Here is a 19331-nt window from a genome sequence, read left to right on the forward strand (position 1 = left end):
TATATATACATCATTCGATAATACGTTATTGCTTAACGATTGGGTACCGTAAGACGCTGACCACGCTGCAACATAGTATCAGCAGCGATATTATTCATCTCAGCCAATTCTTGGGTTGATACGCCATATTTACGAGCTAAACCAATCAAGCTATCGCCTGAGCCAACCGTGTAGCTCACCGTCGCTTTTGGCACTTTTAGGGTCTGTCCACGCTGTAGTTGAGCATTTGTTGCCAAGTCATTGGTCGCTGCCAAATCCTCTACAGAGATACCAAACTGACGTGCTAAGGCAATCAAGCCATCGCCAGATTTGACTTTGTAACTTTCAGTATTTCCTAGCTTTTTACCACTGCTTGCAGGACTACTGGTATTGGTGCTACTAGCAGAGCTGCTACTTTGACTACTGTTAGAAGCCGAAGTACTTGCCACACTACCGCTCGCAGGAATAGTGATGGTACGACCTAATATCAAGTTAGAAGTCGTGCTCAGGTTATTTGCTGAGGCTAAATCGCTCAAACCGATATTATAGCGTTTGGCGACACCCGTTAGCGTATCACCTGATTTGACTTTATAACTGACGGCTTTATCATTCAGTTGGCGATCAACTAACTCTTTTGAAACCGGTACTTTAATCGTCTGCCCACGTTGTAGGCGCGCTCTTGCATCAAAGTTACTGTTTACAGCAGCGATCTCTGCTGCACTAACACCCACGCTATTGGCAATACCGATCAGGGTATCACCTGATTTTACTTTATAGCTGGTGGTCGCTACTGAGCTTGTATTACTAGCGTTGCTAGCACTGCTAGAGCTTGTAGTGCTTGCTGCATCAAAATCAACGCTGGCAGGTACTTTTAGTGTTTGACCCACATACAGTGAGCTTGTGCTATTGATACCATTTAGGCTAGCTAACGTGTCTGTCGATACGTTAAATTGACGCGCCAATGCAATAAGACCGTCACCCGGTTTTACTTTATAGTTCTTAGTCGCAGTGCTTGATTTACTCGGTCTGGTAGATGGTGCTGCAGGTGTTGTGGCGGGCGCTTTTACCTTACCAGGTACTAGCCAGAGTTTTTGTCCTCTGAGCAGATCAGCACGGCTACTGAGATTATTGTAGCTGGCAAGCTGTGTGACCGATAAACCAAAGCGGTTAGCCGTACCGATAAGCGTGTCGCCACCTTGCACAACATAGCTTTCAGGCTGACTGGCGGCTGGGTTACTGGCAGCGCTTAGCGGCTCGATAGTTTTGGCGTTGTATAGATACAACGTGCTGCCAGATAGTAGGTTGGCACTGGCATCTATTTGGTTCCATTCTGCGATATCACGCCAATTTACCCCTGCACGGCTCGCGATATTCGATAGAGTATCGCCACGTTTGACTGTATAAGTGGTACGCGTACCTTGTGGTTTTGGTTTACTAACTGAGGTTTTAGCAAAGCTCAGCTTTTTCTCTTCACCGCTTGCTTCTAAGATAGACTGCTGCGTCTGTACAGCTGATAGGTTGATGTTACCATCTGCATTAATAACATTGGTCTCAGATGTATTGCTACGGATTTGGTTGGCAATGAAGTCGCGCTCTTCTTTGCTAAGCGGTGGCTCTTGAACAATCGTATTATTCTGAGTAATCTGAGCTGAGGTAGTCGGTAGACTGTTGCTGCTCTTGAGCTCAGCATTGATTTTTTTGGTTTCTGCATTGGTTATTGGCGGCTCATTACGTACTGAGGCATTACCACTATAGACAGAGCTGCTAGTCGTTTGAGCGGACGGTGAGATATAGCTCGTTGTTTGCTGAGGTACGCTTGCGCTGGCAGCATAATCAGCCAATGCGCTACTGCTGGATGGCAATGACGACGAAGTGTATGGCTTACTGTTGTAGCTTGGCGTCGTTGTGGTTGGGGTACTTGTATTGCTAGAGGCCAATACATTACCTGTGCCATTACCACGCAATAGACTCAGTTTGGCATCAGCATTCAAGTTAACATCGTTAGGAATAATGACGCGCTGTGGACCAGAGGAATCCACACGACCTGAAGTCAATGCCGTGTTGAGTCGCTCTAACTCATCATAACTCACGCCTGTAATCTGTGATACTTCAGACAAGCTCACACCGTAGTTGACCGGCACACTACGGAAATGCTGACGGTTAGCGATAGCTGGTAGATATACGCCATACTGTTCAGGTTTCGCCACAATTTCGGCTACTGCCAAAAAGCGAGGCACATAATTCATGGTTTCAGTTGGTAGTTGTAGTGACCAGTAGTCTGTTGGTAGTCCACGTGCGGCATTGGCATCAATCGCTTTTTGAATACGACCAGGTCCTGCATTGTAGGCGGCTAGCGCCAGCTCCCAGCTACCAAACTGGTTGTGTAGCGCGGTCAAAAAGTCGTAAGCGGCGCGCGTTGATTCGATAACATCACGGCGACCATCATAGGTGCTGCTCTGATTCAGACCATAGATACGACCTGTACTTGGGATAAACTGCCATAGACCTGCCGCTGCTGCACTACTGGTACCACTTGGATCGTACGAGCTTTCGATAACTGGTAACAACGCCAGCTCTGTTGGAATGTTGCGGCGCTCAGCCTCTCGTACCGTATGGTAAATGTAGCGACTGGCACGCGCCGTCAAACGGTTTAGATAGTCTTGTCTGCTGGTAAACCAACTCTTTTGCCCTTCGATACGCTGATTATAAATCGGCTTACCACCGTTCATACGATAGCCAGCACGTAAACGATTCCATAGGTCACCATACTGCTGAATAGCAAGTTGGTTGCCCTCCACCATCGTCATGTCAGTGGCTTCTAATAGATCTGCCAATTCATCCAAGCTCTCTGCATCCAAAAATGCAGTTGAATAATCTGCACTACTTGTAGTCGCCCCTTGATTAGCAGGACGCTTGGTAATAACAGCTGAGCTATTGGTTGCACCTTTATTTTTTACTGTTGAGGTGTTGCTACACGCACTGATAAGTAAAGTTGATACCGCAAGCGTCAATGGTAACGCAACAAACGAGCGAGATTTTGATAGCACAGTAGACATGATATTGGAAGTTTCCTAACGACAGAAAGTGATAAGACAAAGTTGAGAGATAGTATAGTATGCAACGTAAAGTAAAGACCAGCCTAATATAAAAGATACTAATAATCATTTTTATTAGTATCTTTTATATTGTATTGACCAGTACTTAGTTAATGGCTATTTGTGATACTGCGCGTAGTAATACGGCGTTACCAGTAGATACTGTTAGCGTTACACGAGATGTCGTAACAAATGATGTTTGCTGACCGTCTTTCGTCCAGCTCTCATTTGTCGTTACATTGGCTTTTGCCTGATCCCCTGTAATAACAATGTTATCTACAGAAATATCGTAGCGATAATTGGACGTATCATTCCAGCTGTTTTGCAGTAGTTTCAAATATGCATCTTTGTCTAAGCTGGTAGATTTTCCTTTTCTAGATAACGAAATCAACGCATCGTCAGATACCAGACGCGCGACTTGATTGATACTCTGACTATTTGCAGATGATTTCATTGCTGCGGCGTAGTTTTGCACCAAAGCTTCGGTCATGGTGGCAGCTTGCGCACTGATACTCACTGTGCTGGCCACTGCTACTATCGCAGTTATGCTAGCGCCCTTCAGTAATAGAGCCATTAAGCTCTTTCCCCATAGTCGTTTCATGATAGTCCTTAGCGATGCTATTTTCGTTATTGTCATATATTGGTTATCGTCATATATTGACAGTGAGCGTTTTTATAACATCTAGTTTAGCAGTATATTGGTATAAGCGTATTCATATAATAGGCCGAGCCTATCATTGAATTCTCACAGCCGTGTGACACCCTGTGTAATTATTGCGAATATAAAAGCACAGGGTGCTCACAAAAGCCGTTCTTTGAATCGAAGGTTATTATATCCTCTGATTTCAACAACTTTGGTCGTGATAATAGCAATAGCATTCAATCGATAACGCTAGAATTTGTTTTCGCTATTGCTGTCTTCATACTGCTCATCATCACTGAGTTTCATACCCAAACGCTCTACGCGTCTGTCCATCATTTGCCGAGCTAAAGCCTGCATGTCTTCCACGCGATCTATTTCATCGACAATCTCAAGACCTAATAATGTCTCAAAGACATCTTCTAATGTGACCAACCCTTTGACTTCACCGTATTCGCCAACCGTAATTGCGATATGAATACGGTTTTTTAGCATAAGCTCCAACAGATCAAACAGTTTCATTTTAGAGAATACAAACGTAATGTCTCTTTTGAACTGCGTCAAAGGCTTGTGCATGGCGTGGTTGACTTTTGCCAACAGCATGTCAGTTTTTAAAACAAAACCAGTAATGTTATCTAGATCGCCATCATAAATGGGCAATCGAGAAAACGTGAGCTTTGGACGATCAACCAATAACTCAGCCACTGTTTTGTTTTCTTCAAATGCGAGCATCACCGAACGCGGGGTCATGATGTCTTCGACTTTAATCGCGCCAAATGCAAGCAAGTTACGAATGATACGAGATTCTAATGGGTCGATTTGACCCGACTCTTCACCGATACTAGCAAGCGCAGCAAACTCACGACGGCTAAATGCTTGTGGTTCTTTGCCACGTACAAGCAGTTTCGTTAGCCGCTCCGACACCCAAATAAGCGGATAAAGCAGCAAGATGATACCGCGCACGAAATAAGCAACCATACCACTTAACTGACGCCAATAGACAGTGCCTAGTGTCTTTGGGATAATCTCAGATAAGAATAAGATAGCCAACGTCATAATGGCAGAAAATAGCCCAAACCAAGCACTACCAAACACGATCGTAGCCTGAGCACCCGCTCCGATAGAGCCAAGTGTATGGGCAACGGTATTCAACGTTAAAATAGCGGCTAACGATTGATCAATATTATCGACCTTTAAGCGTCTTAGCATATTTGCTTTTTTTGGATTCGTTTCTTGCACATCCGCAATATAGGATGGTGTCATGCTCAGTAATGCGGCCTCTGATAAAGAACACACAAATGAGATACCGATAGCAACAGCCACAAAAAATATCAATAATGCTACGCTAAGTGCGGTTGGTGCTGCTACAGCAGTTGGTGTTGCTACAGCACCAACTGCCCACACTGCCTGCGGTAGCATAAGAATTGCCAATGCAGATAGTGCTGACAAAGAAGTATAACCAAATCGAGAACTAGTAGTCATTCTCGGGGGAGGTTCTGCAGATGCGTCTTTACGATGAGCACGCGGACGACATAAACGAGGTACAAACATAAAAGTGGTGAACAAGTTAGGTAACCTAAAAAGAGAAAAGGGAATATATTGTAACGAGCAAACCATGTCGATTGACAATGTGATATAGAGTATCGATTAATCAATATTCATAGTCGCTCAAAGCTGACTTAGTCACTGTTCTACAGCGATATTATGCTTCTATAGACAGCATACTAAATGCAGGCAATCATTGCCATTTGATAGTAGCATTGATGATACCAATGCACAATAAGTCGCTATTTTTAAGTTTTTATTTTTTGACACTTTTTATTGTTGCGTTTTGCCTCCATACTCATTATTAGTCAACGCCTCTCTTCGGCTTATCATTTCGTATTTTATCTTTGCTGATATGAATCTATTGAAGCGTGAATCCTTGGCTGAGTGGTATCTGACTACATTTAACGTCAAGTTAGCATGACATAGCACTAAGAAAAACGTGCCCCGTCTATGATTAACAGTTACCAAGTCTAGGATTTTTTGTTACTATGCGTTTAATTTTATTTTTACCTATCCTTTATTGAGAGAGAAATATGGAACAGTTCGGTCAACTTATATTGCCTGTTGCCTTTTTTGCCATTTTTTACTTTTTGGTTATCCGTCCACAGTCTAAACGTACCAAAGAGCACCGTGCAATGGTCAATGCATTGACTGCTGGCAACGAAATCATCTTTGCTGGTGGCTTGATGGGTCGTATTAAAGCGATAGAAGGCGATTACGCCGTCGTAAGCTTAAACAACAACACTGATGTAAAAGTACAACGTGCTTCTGTTATTTCAGTATTACCTGCTGGCACAATCGAAAGCGTTTAATCGAAAACGTTTAATTATTACTGAGCTTAATCGGTATTAACTTAATGGTCGTATCACCACTGGGTGCAATGACCAAATAATGACCGTATATCATTTACGGTCATTTTTCGCTATTAAGGTAGTCGCTATTAAGGTAGTAAGGTACGGCTGCTATATAAGCTAGCCTAGCCTGTAGATATATCGACTTTGCCTGTTTCACCAATGATATTTTTGGTGACTCGATAAAGATACGTCTGTATTATTTGCTTTACTGTTTTATGTTTTACTATCACCGCGGATGATCGCAATGGAGTCTGCTGAATGTGGCAGTCGACCATTGCTGTCGCTAACTTCCCATCTGCTAACTTGTGGCTCACGTCGCCAGTCGTTTATCAACTTAAAGAAGTGATTATGCAATATCCCGCTTGGAAATACTTACTTATTGCCGTCGTGCTCATCATTGCCGGTCTATATGCTGCTCCTAACTTATACCCTGACGAACCTGCCGTACAGATTACGAGCGCAGCAGCCGGTACGCAATTGTCTGAAGGTATCTTGACCCAGTCTCAAAGCTTACTCGAAGAGGCAGGTCTAGAAAATCATAATGGTACGTTTGAGGGCAACAGTGCACTGGTACGTCTTAACAACCCAGTCGATCAGCTAAAAGCGCAAGAAGTACTACGTCAAAACTTGGGTGAGGACTATGTGGTCGCTCTCAACTTAGCACAAACGACCCCGCAGTGGCTGCGTGATATCGGTGCCAGACCGATGAAACTTGGCCTTGATTTACGCGGTGGTGTACGTTTTGTACTAGAAGTCGATATGGACAAGGCACTTGAACAGCGCTTGAACAGTGCCAGTCGCGATATGCGACGTGATTTGCGTGCTGAGCGAGTGGCGATTAAAGGTATAAAAACTGAAGATCGCGGCGTCGTATTACATTTTGCTGATACAGATACCCGTAATCGCGCGCAAAACATCTTGCAAGGCTCGATGAGTAACAGTTTCAACTTGCAGTCTTCTATTGATAACCAAGGTCCTGCATTGGTGTTGTCATATAACGATGCCACGCTTGACGAGATCAATAGCTATGCGGTCAATCAGAACTTAACAACGCTACGTAATCGTATTGCTGAGCTGGGTGTGACTGAAGCACTAGTACAATCTCAAGGCTCAAGCCGTATCGTGGTTGAGCTGCCTGGTGTACAAGATACTGCTGAGGCAAAACGTGTCCTTGGCCGTACTGCCAACCTTGAGTTCCGTATGGTAGCAGAAGATGCTGATACCTACACAGGCGGTATTCCTCCAGCAGGTACTGAAGCATTCCCATTTGAGACACTCGATGGTCCACCAGTATTGCTAGATCGCCAAGCGATCGTCACGGGTGATAAAGTGACCAATGCACAGACTGGCTTAGATGAAAGTGGTCTACCGGAAGTAAGCATTACCTTGGACAGTGCTGGCGGCAAGCTGATGCAAAACGCCACTCGTACCGCTGTTGGTAAACAGATGGCTGTCCTGTTCATTGAAAACAAGCAAAGAATCACTTACGAAGAAGATCCAGCCACTGGCGAGACGACTGAAGTACGCACACCTTACGCTGAAACCAAAGTCATCAACCGCGCCAATATTCAAGCAGTACTGGGTTCATCATTCCGTATTACTGGTCTTGATAGCACTGCTGAAGCCGCTGAGCTTGCGCTGTTGCTACGCTCAGGCGCACTTGCCGCACCGATGTACTTTGTAGAAGAACGCACTATCGGCCCATCATTGGGTCAAGAAAATATCGATAAAGGCTTATTCTCTACGCAGGTCGGCTATCTACTAGTCTTTGCGTTTATGATAATCTTTTATCGCCTATTTGGTGTGATTGCCAATGTGGCACTCGCCGTGAACGTTATTATTATCATTGCTATTATGTCAATTTTGGGTTCATCACTGACCCTACCTGGTATTGCTGGTATTGTCTTGACCATCGGTATGGCCGTTGATGCCAACGTACTGATCTTTGAGAGGATACGAGAAGAGATTGCCAATGGTGTACGGCCAAAATCCGCCATCGTGGCAGGTTTTGACCGGGCATTTAGTAGTATTTTTGATGCCAACATTACAACCTTATTGGTCGCGTTTATCCTATTTGCGATTGGTACGGGTCCGATTAAAGGCTTTGCGGTTACGCTAGCTATTGGTATTGTCAGCTCACTGTTCACCGCTATTTTGGTGACGCGTGCCCTGGTACAAATTGCTTATGGTAAGCGTAAATCCATCAAAAGTCTGAGCATCGGTTAGGAGAACATTATGGCGATCGAAAATAATAACCCTTTAGAACAGCAGAATAACCCTGATCGAAATGGCTCAAACGGTGATGCGACTACTACAAGTACCCGCCGCCGTAACAAACCACGCCGTGATGGTAAAGGTAGCAATACCAAAACCAACAACCCGACTACAGCGAAATCTGGTAAAAGTAGTAGCCGTCGTGGCGGTAAAGGCCAAGCTGGTAAAGACAATCAAGCACTCGCGACCACTGTTGATCCTAATCTAGTATCAAGCGATGCCGCTGATGATGCGGCTGCAGTCGCTGAAGGTGGCATCAAAGCAGTTGGCAATCAACGTATCATTCCATTTATGAAGATAGAAAAGCCAATGGCGCTGCTATCTTTATTTATGGTGATCGGTAGTATCATTGCTATTGCCGTCAACGGTTTGAACTTAGGTCTTGATTTTACTGGTGGTGTCTCAGCAGACATTCGTTATGAGCAGCCTGTCGAACAGGTTGCCGTAGTACAAGCATTGGCAGACAATGGTTTTGATGATGCGGTTGTACAGTATTTAGGTACGCGTGAAGAGCTACTCGTACGTTTGCCGCCCCAGTCTGATAACGTGGATGGGCTGAATACTGACCTAACTCAAGCATTAGCATTGCCTAACAATACCGCTACTATCAGTAACGTCAATATCATTGGTAGCCAAGTGGGTAATGAGATTTACCTCAACTCAGTCATGGCACTCGTGCTAGCATTGGTATCTATGCTTGGTTATGTTGCCTTACGATTCCAGTTCAAACTATCACTAGGTGCCGTATTATCGCTATTTCACGATGCAGTGGTTACCATTGGTGTATTTGCGCTATTTGGCTTCCCGTTTGACTTAACGGTATTGGCTGCTGTTTTGGCATTGATTGGTTATTCATTGAACGATACGATTGTTGTTTATGACCGTATCCGCGAAAACTTCCGCCGTGTCCGTGGTATTACCCCAGAGCAGACGATTGACTTGTCTTTGACCGAAACCCTACGTCGTACTATTATGACCATCTCAACGGTTTTACTGGTCGTTTTAGCCATGTTATTCTTGGGCGGTGAAGGACTATACTGGTTCTCGGTCGCATTATTTATTGGTTTGCTAGCAGGTACTTATTCATCGACCTACATCGCAAGCTCGATTCCATTACGTATGGGTCTATCACGTGACGACTTTATTGTAAAAGTGAAACCAGAGTTCGAAGAAGAGATTGTCACTTTTAATGATCCAAAGATGTTTGAACAAGACAATGTCTAATAGAAGTTACTAAAAAATAATGCACTAACCTAGTGTGCTATGAAGCTTAAAATCATTACTTGTTGAATGCGAATGATGATTGAACAAAGGCACCTGACTCGTGAATAGTGAGTCTAGGTGCTTTTGTCTTTATAGCTATTTTGTCTCACATATCAACTGTATTGCACTGCTGTTTTGCCACAGATTAAATAATATCTTGCCCTCTTTATCGCCTCAGTATAAACGAGCCAACAATGTCAGCGAATTCTTCAATACCTAATGCCATGCCGCCTATCGATACAAGCTATAAGCGTATCATTGCGATTGCTCTGCCTGTACTACTCGCCAATCTCGCCATGCCATTACAAAGTGTTATCGATACGGCCATTGTGGGCAATATGAATGAGACTGCCAAACTCGCTGGTATGGGCTTGGCGATACAGCTGCTATCCTTGTTACTTGTCAGCTTTAACTTTCTGCAATACGCCTCGTCTGGACTGTCCGCGCAAGCATTAGGACAGCTGACCAATCATGCTGATAACAACGACCGCACTGCGACAACAGCATCACCGTTACTGTCTATTTTGCAGCGCGCTTTGTTATTAGCTTTCTTAATAGGCGCAGTTTTGCTACTGGCCAAACCGTGGCTGATCGATGTTGGTTTACAGGCATTATCTGCCAATCCTGAGAGTGGTCTTGCTGCCAAAACTTACTTAGATGTCCGCTTCTGGGGCGTCATAGCCGAGCTGATGAATTTTGCGTTTATTGGTTGGTTTGCAGGACAAGGTAAAACGCGATACATGCTCTACCAGCAAGGGTTTATCGCTATCCTCAACATTATGCTGACCTTGTTTTTTGTGTTTATCATGCAAATGGGATTGGTCGGTGTAGCGCTGGGTACGACCATTGCATTTTGGTTAGGTGTATTATTGGCATTGTGGCTCAGTCGTCATCATTTAAAAATATCTTGGGCCGTGTTATTTAAAGCTGATAGACAACATTTTACAAAAGAAAAAATACTTAGGCTATTTTCTTTAAATAAAGATATTTTCGTACGCACCCTTATTTTAACGCTCAGTTTTGCTTGGATTACTCGACTGTCTGCCCAAAGTGGCGATGTCATACTGGCAGCCAATGCTATTTTATTACAAGTACTAAGCATCTCAGCCTTTGCGCTTGATGGCGTCGCAGTCTCTGCTGAGACCTTGAGCGGACAAGCTGCTGGTCGACGTGATTGGCCGCGCTTTCGTACTATCATCAAGCGTACAGGCGTCGTCAGCTATGGGCTTGCCATTATGTTGAGTGCTATCTGGTGGCTTGCAATGCCAACTTATCTAGATTTTATGACCAATATTGAATCGGTATTTGCCCTCGCCTATGAGTACCATCTATATGCCGTATTGTTACCCCTTGTGGGTGTTGGAGCCTACTGGTTAGATGGTATATTTTTTGGTTTGACAGCAGGCAATGTGATTCGTAATGCTGCCATGATATTAGCTGCTGTTTTTTTTCCATTGAGCTGGCTACTTTATCAGCAATGGGATATGACCGGTATTTGGCTGAGTGTATGGTGCCTACTGCTATTGAGGCTAATTATATTGGGCGGATTTTTGTACCGTGCTCATCAATCAGGCAGTTATGAGAGGCTACAACCAGAGGCTTAAGCATTTTTTATTGTACAGCCACTGATCACACAGTCATTTATCATACAGCCATCACATACCATTTTGATGCAATACAGTGTTTATTTTTAAATATAAAACAATCCGTTTATAAAAATAGTGTAAGAAAATTTAGGATGCCATGTGACCACTCATTCAAACGAACTCAGTCATCAACAAGAACGCACTCACGATTGGGCTGAGGGCTTCAAAAAAAGCTTGCCCGTTGCGATGGGATATCTGCCTGCCGGTATTGCCTTTGGTGTACTGGCACAAGTTGCTGGCATCCCTATATGGGCAACGATTATGCTCAGCATTGTGCTCTATGCTGGAGCGGCTCAATATGCTTGTTTGCCAATGCTCAGCGCTGGCCTGCCGATCGGTAACATCGCGACCAATATCGCCGCCATTAATTTACGCCACGTGTTTTATGGTATGCCGTTATTGCAGTATCTACCAAAACATAAACTGGCAAAAACGTATTGCTTATTTGCCCTGACTGACGAGACTTTTTCAGTCATGACCAGTTTGCCAAACGAGGCACGACAAGCACTCATACTTCCTATTAGCTTATTTAACCAAAGCTGGTGGGTGCTCGCGAGTGCCATTGGTGTGATGATTGGAAGTACGCTTAGTGACTTAATTCCACATTTGGATTTTGCTTTGGTTTGTCTGTTTGCGATTTTGGCATATGAACAATTCCAAAGTATTAAACGTTATTTTCCTATTGGCATCGCTGTGATTGGCTTGATTGTCGCGTCTTTATTTACTAGCGATTGGTTATTATTGGTGGCTATCACTATCTGTATGCTGATGATTTTGGTACGTGGATTTTGGATGCAGCGTCATGAAATAGGAGAACCTCATGACCAGTAGTTATCTTATTTTTGCGACGCTTGCCATGGCAGCGGTGACGTTCATCACTCGTGCATTGCCAGCATTAATCCCTAGAAAAGTTTTAGATACGCCTTGGCTACATCGATTGAATGAGAGCTTACCGCTGTCATTGATGGTGCTACTTATCTTGACCAGTCTGTCTTATCAAAACCTGCCAGCAGACATTGCTTTAAATGATCCTAAGTTACATCTATTGATGGCACAGGTTTGCGCACTTATACTGGTACTTTTTATTTACCATATTAGCAGGCAGCTATTGGTTAGTATGGTCGTTGGTATTGCCGCGATCAATGGTTTTGTCTGGATATTTGCCAACTTTTTGACCTGACAGCAGCCTATTTAATGCTAACATTCAGTATTGATTTTACTTGTATTTTGGACACAAAAAAGCTGGACTCTTAATAGAATCCAGCTTTTTATTTTCAAGCAATATATTTATTGCGATTTGGCTTAAAGCTCTTCAACACCCATCATATCAACTGGGGTATCAGCCACTATCTGTACGCCTTTTTTGCCAGTCTTGGCCGTATCATTACGCTGCTCTTGCAAATGGTCAAGATACGCTTCATTGATTTGACCTGTGATGTAGCAGCCATTAAATACAGCACAATCAAACCCCTCGACTCTGCTGTGCTTGGTATCTTTGACGGCATCGATCAAATCATCTAGGTCTTGGAAGATCAAACGGTCAGCGCCAATGATCTCACGTACTTCCTCAACACTATTGCCTGAAGCAATCAGCTCGGTACGCACTGGCATGTCAATGCCGTATACGTTTGGAAACTTCACTGGTGGCGCAGCACTCGCAAAAAACACCTTATTAGCACCTGCATCACGTGCCATTTGAATGATCTCATGACACGTCGTACCACGAACGATTGAATCATCAACCAATAGTACGTTTTTACCTTTAAACTCTAACGGCACCGCGCTTAGCTTTTGACGAACGGATTTTTTGCGCTGCTGCTGACCTGGCATGATAAACGTACGACCGATATAACGGTTTTTCATAAACCCTTCACGGTACTTGACGTTCATTTTTAGCGCCAGCTCCATCGCTGAAGTACGTGACGTATCTGGAATCGGGATAACCACATCAATATCATGATCTTCGCCCCACTCTGCAAGGATTTTGTCAGCCAATTTTTCACCCATACGTAAGCGTGATTTATAAACTGAGATATTATCCATAATAGAATCTGGACGGGCAAAGTAAACATACTCAAAGATACAAGGCGTATATTCTTTCGGCGCTACGCATTGATGCGTATGCAGCTTATGGTTCAAATCAATAAAAATAGCTTCGCCTGGCTTCACATCACGAACGATAGTGAAGCCAGAACCAGTCAATGCGACCGATTCAGAGGCGACCATATATTCGGTGCCGCCGTTTTCTGCCATACGCTTACCAAAGATAAGCGGACGGATACCGTTTGGATCGCGGAACGCTAGTAATCCATGACCAGTAATCAAGGCCACAACGCCATAAGCACCTTCACAGCGTCTATAGACGGCTTTTACCGCTTCAAAGATGTCATCGGCTGTTGGATGCGTCTTACCTAGGTTTTGCATCTCATGTGCGAGTACGTTCAGCAGTACTTCAGAATCTGAGTCGGTATTGAGATGGCGACGATCTTCGATATATAAAGATTTGGCCAAACTCTCAGCATTGGTCAAGTTACCATTGTGCGCAAGCGTAATACCATAAGGTGAGTTAACATAAAATGGCTGAGCTTCAGCGCTACTAGAAGTACCAGCGGTTGGGTAACGAACGTGACCGATACCAAACTTACCGACCAGCTTCATCATGTGACGATTCATAAATACGTCACGTACCATACCGTTTTCTTTACGTAGGTAAAGTCGACCATCTTGCAAAGTGACAATACCTGCTGCATCTTGCCCGCGATGCTGTAGCATCGTTAAACCGTCATAAAGTATCTGATTGACTGGCTCATGAGCTGCAACTCCAATGACTCCACACATATAGCTATATCCTATTTTAACTCATACATTAGTACGACAATAACGGCAAAACTGCTGACAGTATGTGGCTAAAATCACGCACTGTCGTCCACCGCTAACCTGATGATTTTTTAAGAAACTTCATGATAATTTTTGATCATCTGCTTTCAATGATCAGTGACACATGCAAACGTTTAGAAGTATAAAAAGAATTAAAACAATAGAAAATTACGACTGATTGACTTGATCCCAAGCCATACCTAACATATCTGATACCAATGCTTTACCCATGGGTGCATAAGGTAGCAACTCAGGGGCAAGGACTGAGGTTTGCCATTGCGGCATTTGTACTAGTAGTGGCGCACTCACACTTAAAACAACCAATACCATCAGTACATTTTTGGCAGCACCAAGCACCCCGCCTGCCATTTTATCAACCACACTCAACCGTAGGGTCTTGAGCACACCTGAGAATACAAAAGCCACCAAGTGCATAACCGCTAATATCACAATCACCACCAGCAAAAAGGCCATCGCCATTTGTAGCACTGGGCTTTGCACGATACCAGATAATTGAGGCGACACCGATCCTGCGAGCCGAGTCGCAGCGATAAGAGCGATAAACCAGCCTGCTAAGCCCACGGCTGTTTTGATCAGGCCAACTTGAAAGCCGCGCCACAGACCAATCAAGACAACAATAGCAATCACAATATCTAGACCGCTCATATTTTGCGCCTCACCATCTCATTCATTTGACTAGCTTTCCATGGCATCATAATAGCCACCGATTGCTTGAATACAAGACTGTACTAGCCCAGGTCCTCTATATATAAGACCTGTATAGAGCTGTACCATGTCCGCACCTGCTTCGATTTTTTTGACGGCTTTGGCACCACTATCGATGCCACCCACCCCTATCAAAGCAACTTTACCATCTAGCTGATCAGAGAACTGTTGTAAAATCTGGGTACTAATGTGGCTCACCGGACGACCTGACAAGCCACCCATTTGATCGCCATCACGCAAGTCTTCGACACCCACGCGGCTCAGTGTCGTATTGGTTGCAATCAAACCGTCAATTTCAAAGTCTAATAATTGCTGTGAGATATAGTCAACTTGCAGTGGCTCTAGATCAGGCGCAACCTTGAGCACCAATGGCACATAAAAACCATATTCGGTGGCTAGTTGACTGTGACGGTTTTTAATCGTATCCATCAGCTGGGTCAAGGCCTCACCGCTTTGCAAGTCACGTAAATTTTTGGTGTTCGGTGATGAGATATTTACCGTGATATATGAAGCATGTGGGTATACACGTTCCAAGCAATAGACATAATCGTCTGCGGCTTGCTCAACTGGTGTATCAGCATTTTTACCAATATTGATACCGATATTGCCTTTGTATTTGCAGCGTTTGACATTATTAATCAGATAATCAACGCCTTCATTATTAAAACCCATACGGTTGATGATGGCGTCTGCTTGCTTGATTCTAAACAGTCTTGGCCTATCGTTGCCCGCTTGCGGCCTTGGCGTGACCGTACCTACTTCGATAAAACCAAAACCCAGCTCAGCCAGCGCGTCAATATAGTCACCGTTTTTATCCAGTCCTGCTGCCAGACCTACTGGATTAGAGAACTGCAATCCCATACAATCAGTAGGCTGCATCGACTGACCATACGCCAAACCTAAAACACGCGCTTTATGTGCTTTATCCAATAACGACAGAGTCATCTCATGGGCGTGTTCGGGATCCATATTAAACAAAAAAGGACGAAGTAAGGCATAAGACATAGTGATGGCGGACCCTGCTCGAAAGAAATAGTGGATAAAGAATATGAATAAAATCAGGCGAAGCGATTATATCAGCTTAACAGAAACAAGAGCAAAGTTTCACACGGTAAATTTCCACATTTAACCCGCCGTCAGCGCATATCAATCAGCATTTATTAGATAGCAATAATAATTCACTATCTTTTAAGCTCAACTGAATCAACAGCGAAAGACAACTAATATATTATATCAAGGTACTGGGCGGCCGTCAGTGAGTGCAATCCAACCACGTATGATTCGATATAAATGCCAGATAAAGGTGAATGTCACAATCAACAGACCAAAGCCAGCCAGTAACGTCGAACCAATAGCGATATTGCCACTATCAGCTAGCATACTTACACCAAAACCACCTAAAGCAAAAGCAGTGATGACAATACCAATAATAAACCAAACGATACTGTACCAAAACGTTTTGATTTGCCAATCAAAATGCGTGGATAACCATGTACCATCAGCATCGTGGCGCTTGGCATAATTCATCACAATCGGCACGATCCACAGCAGACCAGCTGTAAAATAGCTAATCACGTATAAGAAATAAGTGATGTGATTATAAATGGTTAAAGAACGGCGCTTATCGTTGCTCATACTGTCACTCATTGGTTTGCGTTGTCCTTGCTGGTCAGTAATCTTGTCTGCTGAAAGCTATGCTCATCAGTATCGTTATTAAGAAAGTGCTTTATGCTAAATATCTATCGTTAGCAGTGGCTAATAAATGTTTAATGGTGACAGATAAAAGGCTTTTCAATGACATCTAACTCAAAATACCATTTGAAAAGCAAGTTACCGATAAATTGAATTGGAACATATCATGTTTTGTTACTTATGCTTTGCTACTACTAACAGTATCGAGTTATAAAGTGACAGTGGCTTGCACTTGGATCGATTTATTCGTTAGGTCTTGCTGCATGGACAATTGCGTGAATTGCCAACCTTGCTGCTCTAACTTGCCAAGAGCGGTACTCACGACAGCTTGACTGGGGTGGATAAAGCTTAACTGCACCGAATCACCAGCCGCAACGACCTGAGCATCTGTAATTCCTGTGGTATTTAGCAGCGCACTAATGCGATTGGCAGGCGGCATGTCAGCCTCTCCATTAGCGTTATTGCCAGTACTTAATGCATTACTATCGATATTACCTGCTTGCGCCCGCAACCAAAAATAATCAGCCACTTGTTCCTGATAATCATTTTTGCTCTCTTTTGCCGCTTGATGAATGCTATAACCACCATAACCACCGATAAACAACAGCAAAAATACGGACAAGATGGCTAACGCTAATTGATCACGTGGAGGTAGCGCTTGCCAGCGCGTTGATAGCACATTTTGGTAACTGCTCATACGCTCTGAGAATGCGTGCGTTTCGGTATTGGTTGCAGAGACAGCTGCACTGCGTTTGGTACGGCGCTGTAATCGTTTCATGTTTTGACCTTTTCTTACCAATACTCTGATGAATTATGATGCTGCTGGAGTGTTCGCCGTATCGCTATTTTCCACCACATCCACAGTGACTTGAGCACTAAATTGACCTTGATCATTACTACTCACTTGCGCAAGCTTGGCATTTAACCCTTGGGCGACCAGCGTGCTGGTAAACTGATCGAGACTGCCACGATCAGGGGCAATAAGCGTAAAACTAAGTGCAGATGGCTGCATCACGAGCGTCTGCGCACGCAATGAAGACTGCTTGATTAAAGGAGATATCTTTGACAGCGCTGCCATGTGTGATGCAGGTGCTTGGCTGTCGCTAAGCAGTTTTGGCTGTAATTGTACTTGGAGCTTAGTTCGAGTACTCAGAGGCTCATCAGTGAACCAAGATTGATATTGCGCTGCTATTTCAGTCTTGGTTGCAGCTGTTGCCTCATTATACTTGTACCACTGCACCCCATCGGTTGCCATCTGTAGTACTAAAGCCGATAACGCAACCATCATTGCTACCCGTAAATACGGTGATAACTGTGAGTCGGTTGATTTGATAAAGAAGTTCAGCGCATGACGTTCTGGGTTGTCAATGGGCGCTGGTGCCGTGGGCAAGCTCGTTAATAACAGCTGGTGATCGGCGATCAGCGCTTTCGTTTGCGCCATAGAACTGGTTATCGCTGATGTTGCTGGGATATCATTGATACCCATACTATCTATTTCGTTAGCGGCTAAATCACTGATAGCAAGGCTATTGGTTTCAATAGAATTCAGCAACATCACTTCGCTTAAATGCGGAAAGCGCTCAAAAATCAACGGTAAATAGCTGACAGCCATGCCTTGGCGCAATGATTGGCGCAATAGCAGAGTATGCTCGTCTTGATACAATGTCACTTGCTGACCTGCACCTTCTTCTGGCGGTGGCAGTAATAGGAAGTCTGGCAGTAGTGCCACTATATTCATACCCACGAGCTGAGCACTTTGCTCCCATGCCTCAATATCATTTTGTGCCAATGCGTACAGCTGCGTCGTATCAGCATGGCTCAACTGGCGGATAACCAATTGCTCAACTGGCGTTAGGGAGGTTTCTTCAAACAAATACTGCTTACCACTATTACCCAGCTGCTTGAGCTGAGCAGTATTAAGCGCTGTATCTACTTGCAATACATGACTTGAGGGGAAATATAAACAAATTGCCTTTTGACCATTGGGTTTATGATGACCATAGAGAGTTTGTAGCTGTTGCCAACCATCAACCGTCTGCCATTGCTGTACATCTTCATGCCAGACAGCTAGCGGGCTATGCTGCGCTCGTAACCAAACATGTAACACTAAACGTGTCCTCGATTATTGCTGCGGTTATAAAAGTACTGTGATGAAGCAGCGCTACTATTCAAAAAGGATTGAGTCATTTTATCTGCTGAGCCAGTCGCTTAATTGGTATGATTGCCTCACTCTGAATTCACCCTATCTAAAAAATGGCTAGGTCAGCCTAGTATGGTTGGTCAGGTACAAAACGATCCACTTCAGTGGCCATCCCAGTCATGACAAACTCCATTTCAAACACTCTGGCTTCTGCCAAAGAAAATGACTCAGGATAATCACCGGTCAACAAGCCTGCGATATAAGCGACGATAGACATGTGACAAACAACGACCAGACATTCTGCATCAATATTCGCAATATCAATTAAAGCCTGACGGGCATCATCAGAGGGGGTGATATTGTCCTGTACTGTTGAAGGTACGTTTGGCATTCGTGACTGGAATGCAGCCAGCGTCTGCTGCGCCCTATCATAAGGACTGACGATAAAACGATCTGGATGATAGTGTGTGGTCACATACTCTGCCGTCTGTGCCGCTTGCTGTTGACCAAAGTCAGTCAGCTGACGCGCACTATCTGGACGCGTCTCATCTTCGGCTTGACCATGACGTACTAATATAATTTTCATAACCTTCCTTG

16 protein-coding genes are annotated in these 19331 nt (G+C 44.1%); 6 read left to right on the top strand and 10 right to left on the bottom strand.

The window, feature by feature from the left end:
- Positions 1-32 precede the first annotated feature (32 nt).
- The 3 genes from ACTXGK_RS24315 to ACTXGK_RS24325 form a co-directional block, all read right to left on the bottom strand.
- Positions 33-3035 carry a LysM peptidoglycan-binding domain-containing protein gene (locus ACTXGK_RS24315; RefSeq protein WP_443515240.1) on the bottom strand — a complete coding sequence of 1001 codons (3003 nt, stop codon included), beginning with the start codon at positions 3033-3035 and terminating at the stop codon, positions 33-35.
- Between the two features lie 145 nt (positions 3036-3180).
- Positions 3181-3675 (bottom strand): hypothetical protein, encoded by a 495-nt coding sequence (locus ACTXGK_RS24320; RefSeq protein ID WP_443515238.1) that lies wholly within the window; start codon positions 3673-3675, stop codon positions 3181-3183.
- 291 nt (positions 3676-3966) lie between these two features.
- Positions 3967-5265: a hemolysin family protein gene (locus ACTXGK_RS24325; protein ID WP_443515442.1), complete on the bottom strand. Its 1299-nt coding sequence runs from the start codon at positions 5263-5265 to the stop codon at positions 3967-3969.
- Positions 5266-5795: 530 nt separating this feature from the next.
- On the opposite strand from ACTXGK_RS24325, the gene yajC reads away from it, so the two are divergent.
- From yajC to ACTXGK_RS24355, 6 genes are all read left to right on the top strand, one after another.
- Positions 5796-6074 (top strand): preprotein translocase subunit YajC, encoded by a 279-nt coding sequence (gene yajC, locus ACTXGK_RS24330; RefSeq protein WP_058024991.1) that lies wholly within the window; start codon positions 5796-5798, stop codon positions 6072-6074.
- 390 nt (positions 6075-6464) lie between these two features.
- Positions 6465-8342 carry a protein translocase subunit SecD gene (gene secD, locus ACTXGK_RS24335; RefSeq protein WP_443515440.1) on the top strand — a complete coding sequence of 626 codons (1878 nt, stop codon included), beginning with the start codon at positions 6465-6467 and terminating at the stop codon, positions 8340-8342.
- Positions 8343-8351: 9 nt separating this feature from the next.
- Positions 8352-9614 carry a protein translocase subunit SecF gene (gene secF / locus ACTXGK_RS24340; protein WP_201600983.1) on the top strand — a complete coding sequence of 421 codons (1263 nt, stop codon included), beginning with the start codon at positions 8352-8354 and terminating at the stop codon, positions 9612-9614.
- Between the two features lie 233 nt (positions 9615-9847).
- Positions 9848-11257 (top strand): MATE family efflux transporter, encoded by a 1410-nt coding sequence (locus tag ACTXGK_RS24345; protein ID WP_443515236.1) that lies wholly within the window; start codon positions 9848-9850, stop codon positions 11255-11257.
- Positions 11258-11398: 141 nt separating this feature from the next.
- Positions 11399-12130, top strand: coding sequence for an AzlC family ABC transporter permease (locus ACTXGK_RS24350; RefSeq protein WP_443515234.1), 732 nt, complete (start codon positions 11399-11401; stop codon positions 12128-12130).
- Complete coding sequence (locus ACTXGK_RS24355; RefSeq protein WP_443515232.1) at positions 12120-12479, top strand: branched-chain amino acid transport AzlD family protein; 360 nt, start codon at positions 12120-12122, stop codon at positions 12477-12479. The genes ACTXGK_RS24350 and ACTXGK_RS24355 overlap by 11 nt, the downstream gene beginning before the upstream one ends.
- Positions 12480-12601: 122 nt before the next feature.
- On the opposite strand, the gene purF is transcribed toward ACTXGK_RS24355, so the two are convergent.
- The 7 genes from purF to ACTXGK_RS24390 form a co-directional block, all read right to left on the bottom strand.
- Complete coding sequence (gene purF / locus ACTXGK_RS24360; RefSeq protein ID WP_058024985.1) at positions 12602-14137, bottom strand: amidophosphoribosyltransferase; 1536 nt, start codon at positions 14135-14137, stop codon at positions 12602-12604.
- Positions 14138-14344: 207 nt separating this feature from the next.
- Positions 14345-14842 carry a CvpA family protein gene (locus ACTXGK_RS24365; protein WP_443515230.1) on the bottom strand — a complete coding sequence of 166 codons (498 nt, stop codon included), beginning with the start codon at positions 14840-14842 and terminating at the stop codon, positions 14345-14347.
- A 30-nt stretch (positions 14843-14872) separates the two neighbouring features.
- A complete protein-coding gene (locus tag ACTXGK_RS24370; protein ID WP_443515228.1) occupies positions 14873-15907 on the bottom strand; it encodes a quinone-dependent dihydroorotate dehydrogenase in 1035 nt (344 codons plus the stop codon).
- 228 nt (positions 15908-16135) lie between these two features.
- A complete protein-coding gene (locus ACTXGK_RS24375; RefSeq protein ID WP_071003577.1) occupies positions 16136-16537 on the bottom strand; it encodes a DUF4870 family protein in 402 nt (133 codons plus the stop codon).
- 265 nt (positions 16538-16802) lie between these two features.
- A complete protein-coding gene (locus tag ACTXGK_RS24380; RefSeq protein WP_443515226.1) occupies positions 16803-17372 on the bottom strand; it encodes a type II secretion system protein M in 570 nt (189 codons plus the stop codon).
- Positions 17373-17405: 33 nt separating this feature from the next.
- Complete coding sequence (gene gspL, locus ACTXGK_RS24385; protein WP_443515225.1) at positions 17406-18701, bottom strand: type II secretion system protein GspL; 1296 nt, start codon at positions 18699-18701, stop codon at positions 17406-17408.
- Positions 18702-18861: 160 nt separating this feature from the next.
- Entirely contained in the window at positions 18862-19320 is a 459-nt protein-coding gene (locus ACTXGK_RS24390) for a SixA phosphatase family protein (RefSeq protein WP_443515223.1), read from the bottom strand.
- Between the last annotated feature and the right edge of the window lie 11 nt (positions 19321-19331).

Origin of the sequence: Psychrobacter sp. T6-5 (assembly GCF_052258485.2) — a bacterium.
GTDB lineage: Bacteria > Pseudomonadota > Gammaproteobacteria > Pseudomonadales > Moraxellaceae > Psychrobacter.

Excerpts from the sequence above, each read along its gene's own strand:
- ACTXGK_RS24365 (WP_443515230.1), bottom strand. The coding sequence starts at position 14,842 with ATGAGCGGTCTAGATATTGTGATTGCTATTGTTGTCTTGATTGGTCTG.
- ACTXGK_RS24355 (WP_443515232.1), top strand. The coding sequence starts at position 12,120 with ATGACCAGTAGTTATCTTATTTTTGCGACGCTTGCCATGGCAGCGGTG.
- ACTXGK_RS24380 (WP_443515226.1), bottom strand. The coding sequence starts at position 17,372 with ATGAAACGATTACAGCGCCGTACCAAACGCAGTGCAGCTGTCTCTGCA.
- ACTXGK_RS24315 (WP_443515240.1), bottom strand. The coding sequence starts at position 3,035 with ATGTCTACTGTGCTATCAAAATCTCGCTCGTTTGTTGCGTTACCATTG.
- ACTXGK_RS24390 (WP_443515223.1), bottom strand. The coding sequence starts at position 19,320 with ATGAAAATTATATTAGTACGTCATGGTCAAGCCGAAGATGAGACGCGT.
- ACTXGK_RS24325 (WP_443515442.1), bottom strand. The coding sequence starts at position 5,265 with ATGTTTGTACCTCGTTTATGTCGTCCGCGTGCTCATCGTAAAGACGCA.
- yajC (WP_058024991.1), top strand. The coding sequence starts at position 5,796 with ATGGAACAGTTCGGTCAACTTATATTGCCTGTTGCCTTTTTTGCCATT.
- secD (WP_443515440.1), top strand. The coding sequence starts at position 6,465 with ATGCAATATCCCGCTTGGAAATACTTACTTATTGCCGTCGTGCTCATC.
- ACTXGK_RS24375 (WP_071003577.1), bottom strand. The coding sequence starts at position 16,537 with ATGAGCAACGATAAGCGCCGTTCTTTAACCATTTATAATCACATCACT.
- ACTXGK_RS24370 (WP_443515228.1), bottom strand. The coding sequence starts at position 15,907 with ATGTCTTATGCCTTACTTCGTCCTTTTTTGTTTAATATGGATCCCGAA.
- ACTXGK_RS24320 (WP_443515238.1), bottom strand. The coding sequence starts at position 3,675 with ATGAAACGACTATGGGGAAAGAGCTTAATGGCTCTATTACTGAAGGGC.
- purF (WP_058024985.1), bottom strand. The coding sequence starts at position 14,137 with ATGTGTGGAGTCATTGGAGTTGCAGCTCATGAGCCAGTCAATCAGATA.
- secF (WP_201600983.1), top strand. The coding sequence starts at position 8,352 with ATGGCGATCGAAAATAATAACCCTTTAGAACAGCAGAATAACCCTGAT.
- ACTXGK_RS24345 (WP_443515236.1), top strand. The coding sequence starts at position 9,848 with ATGTCAGCGAATTCTTCAATACCTAATGCCATGCCGCCTATCGATACA.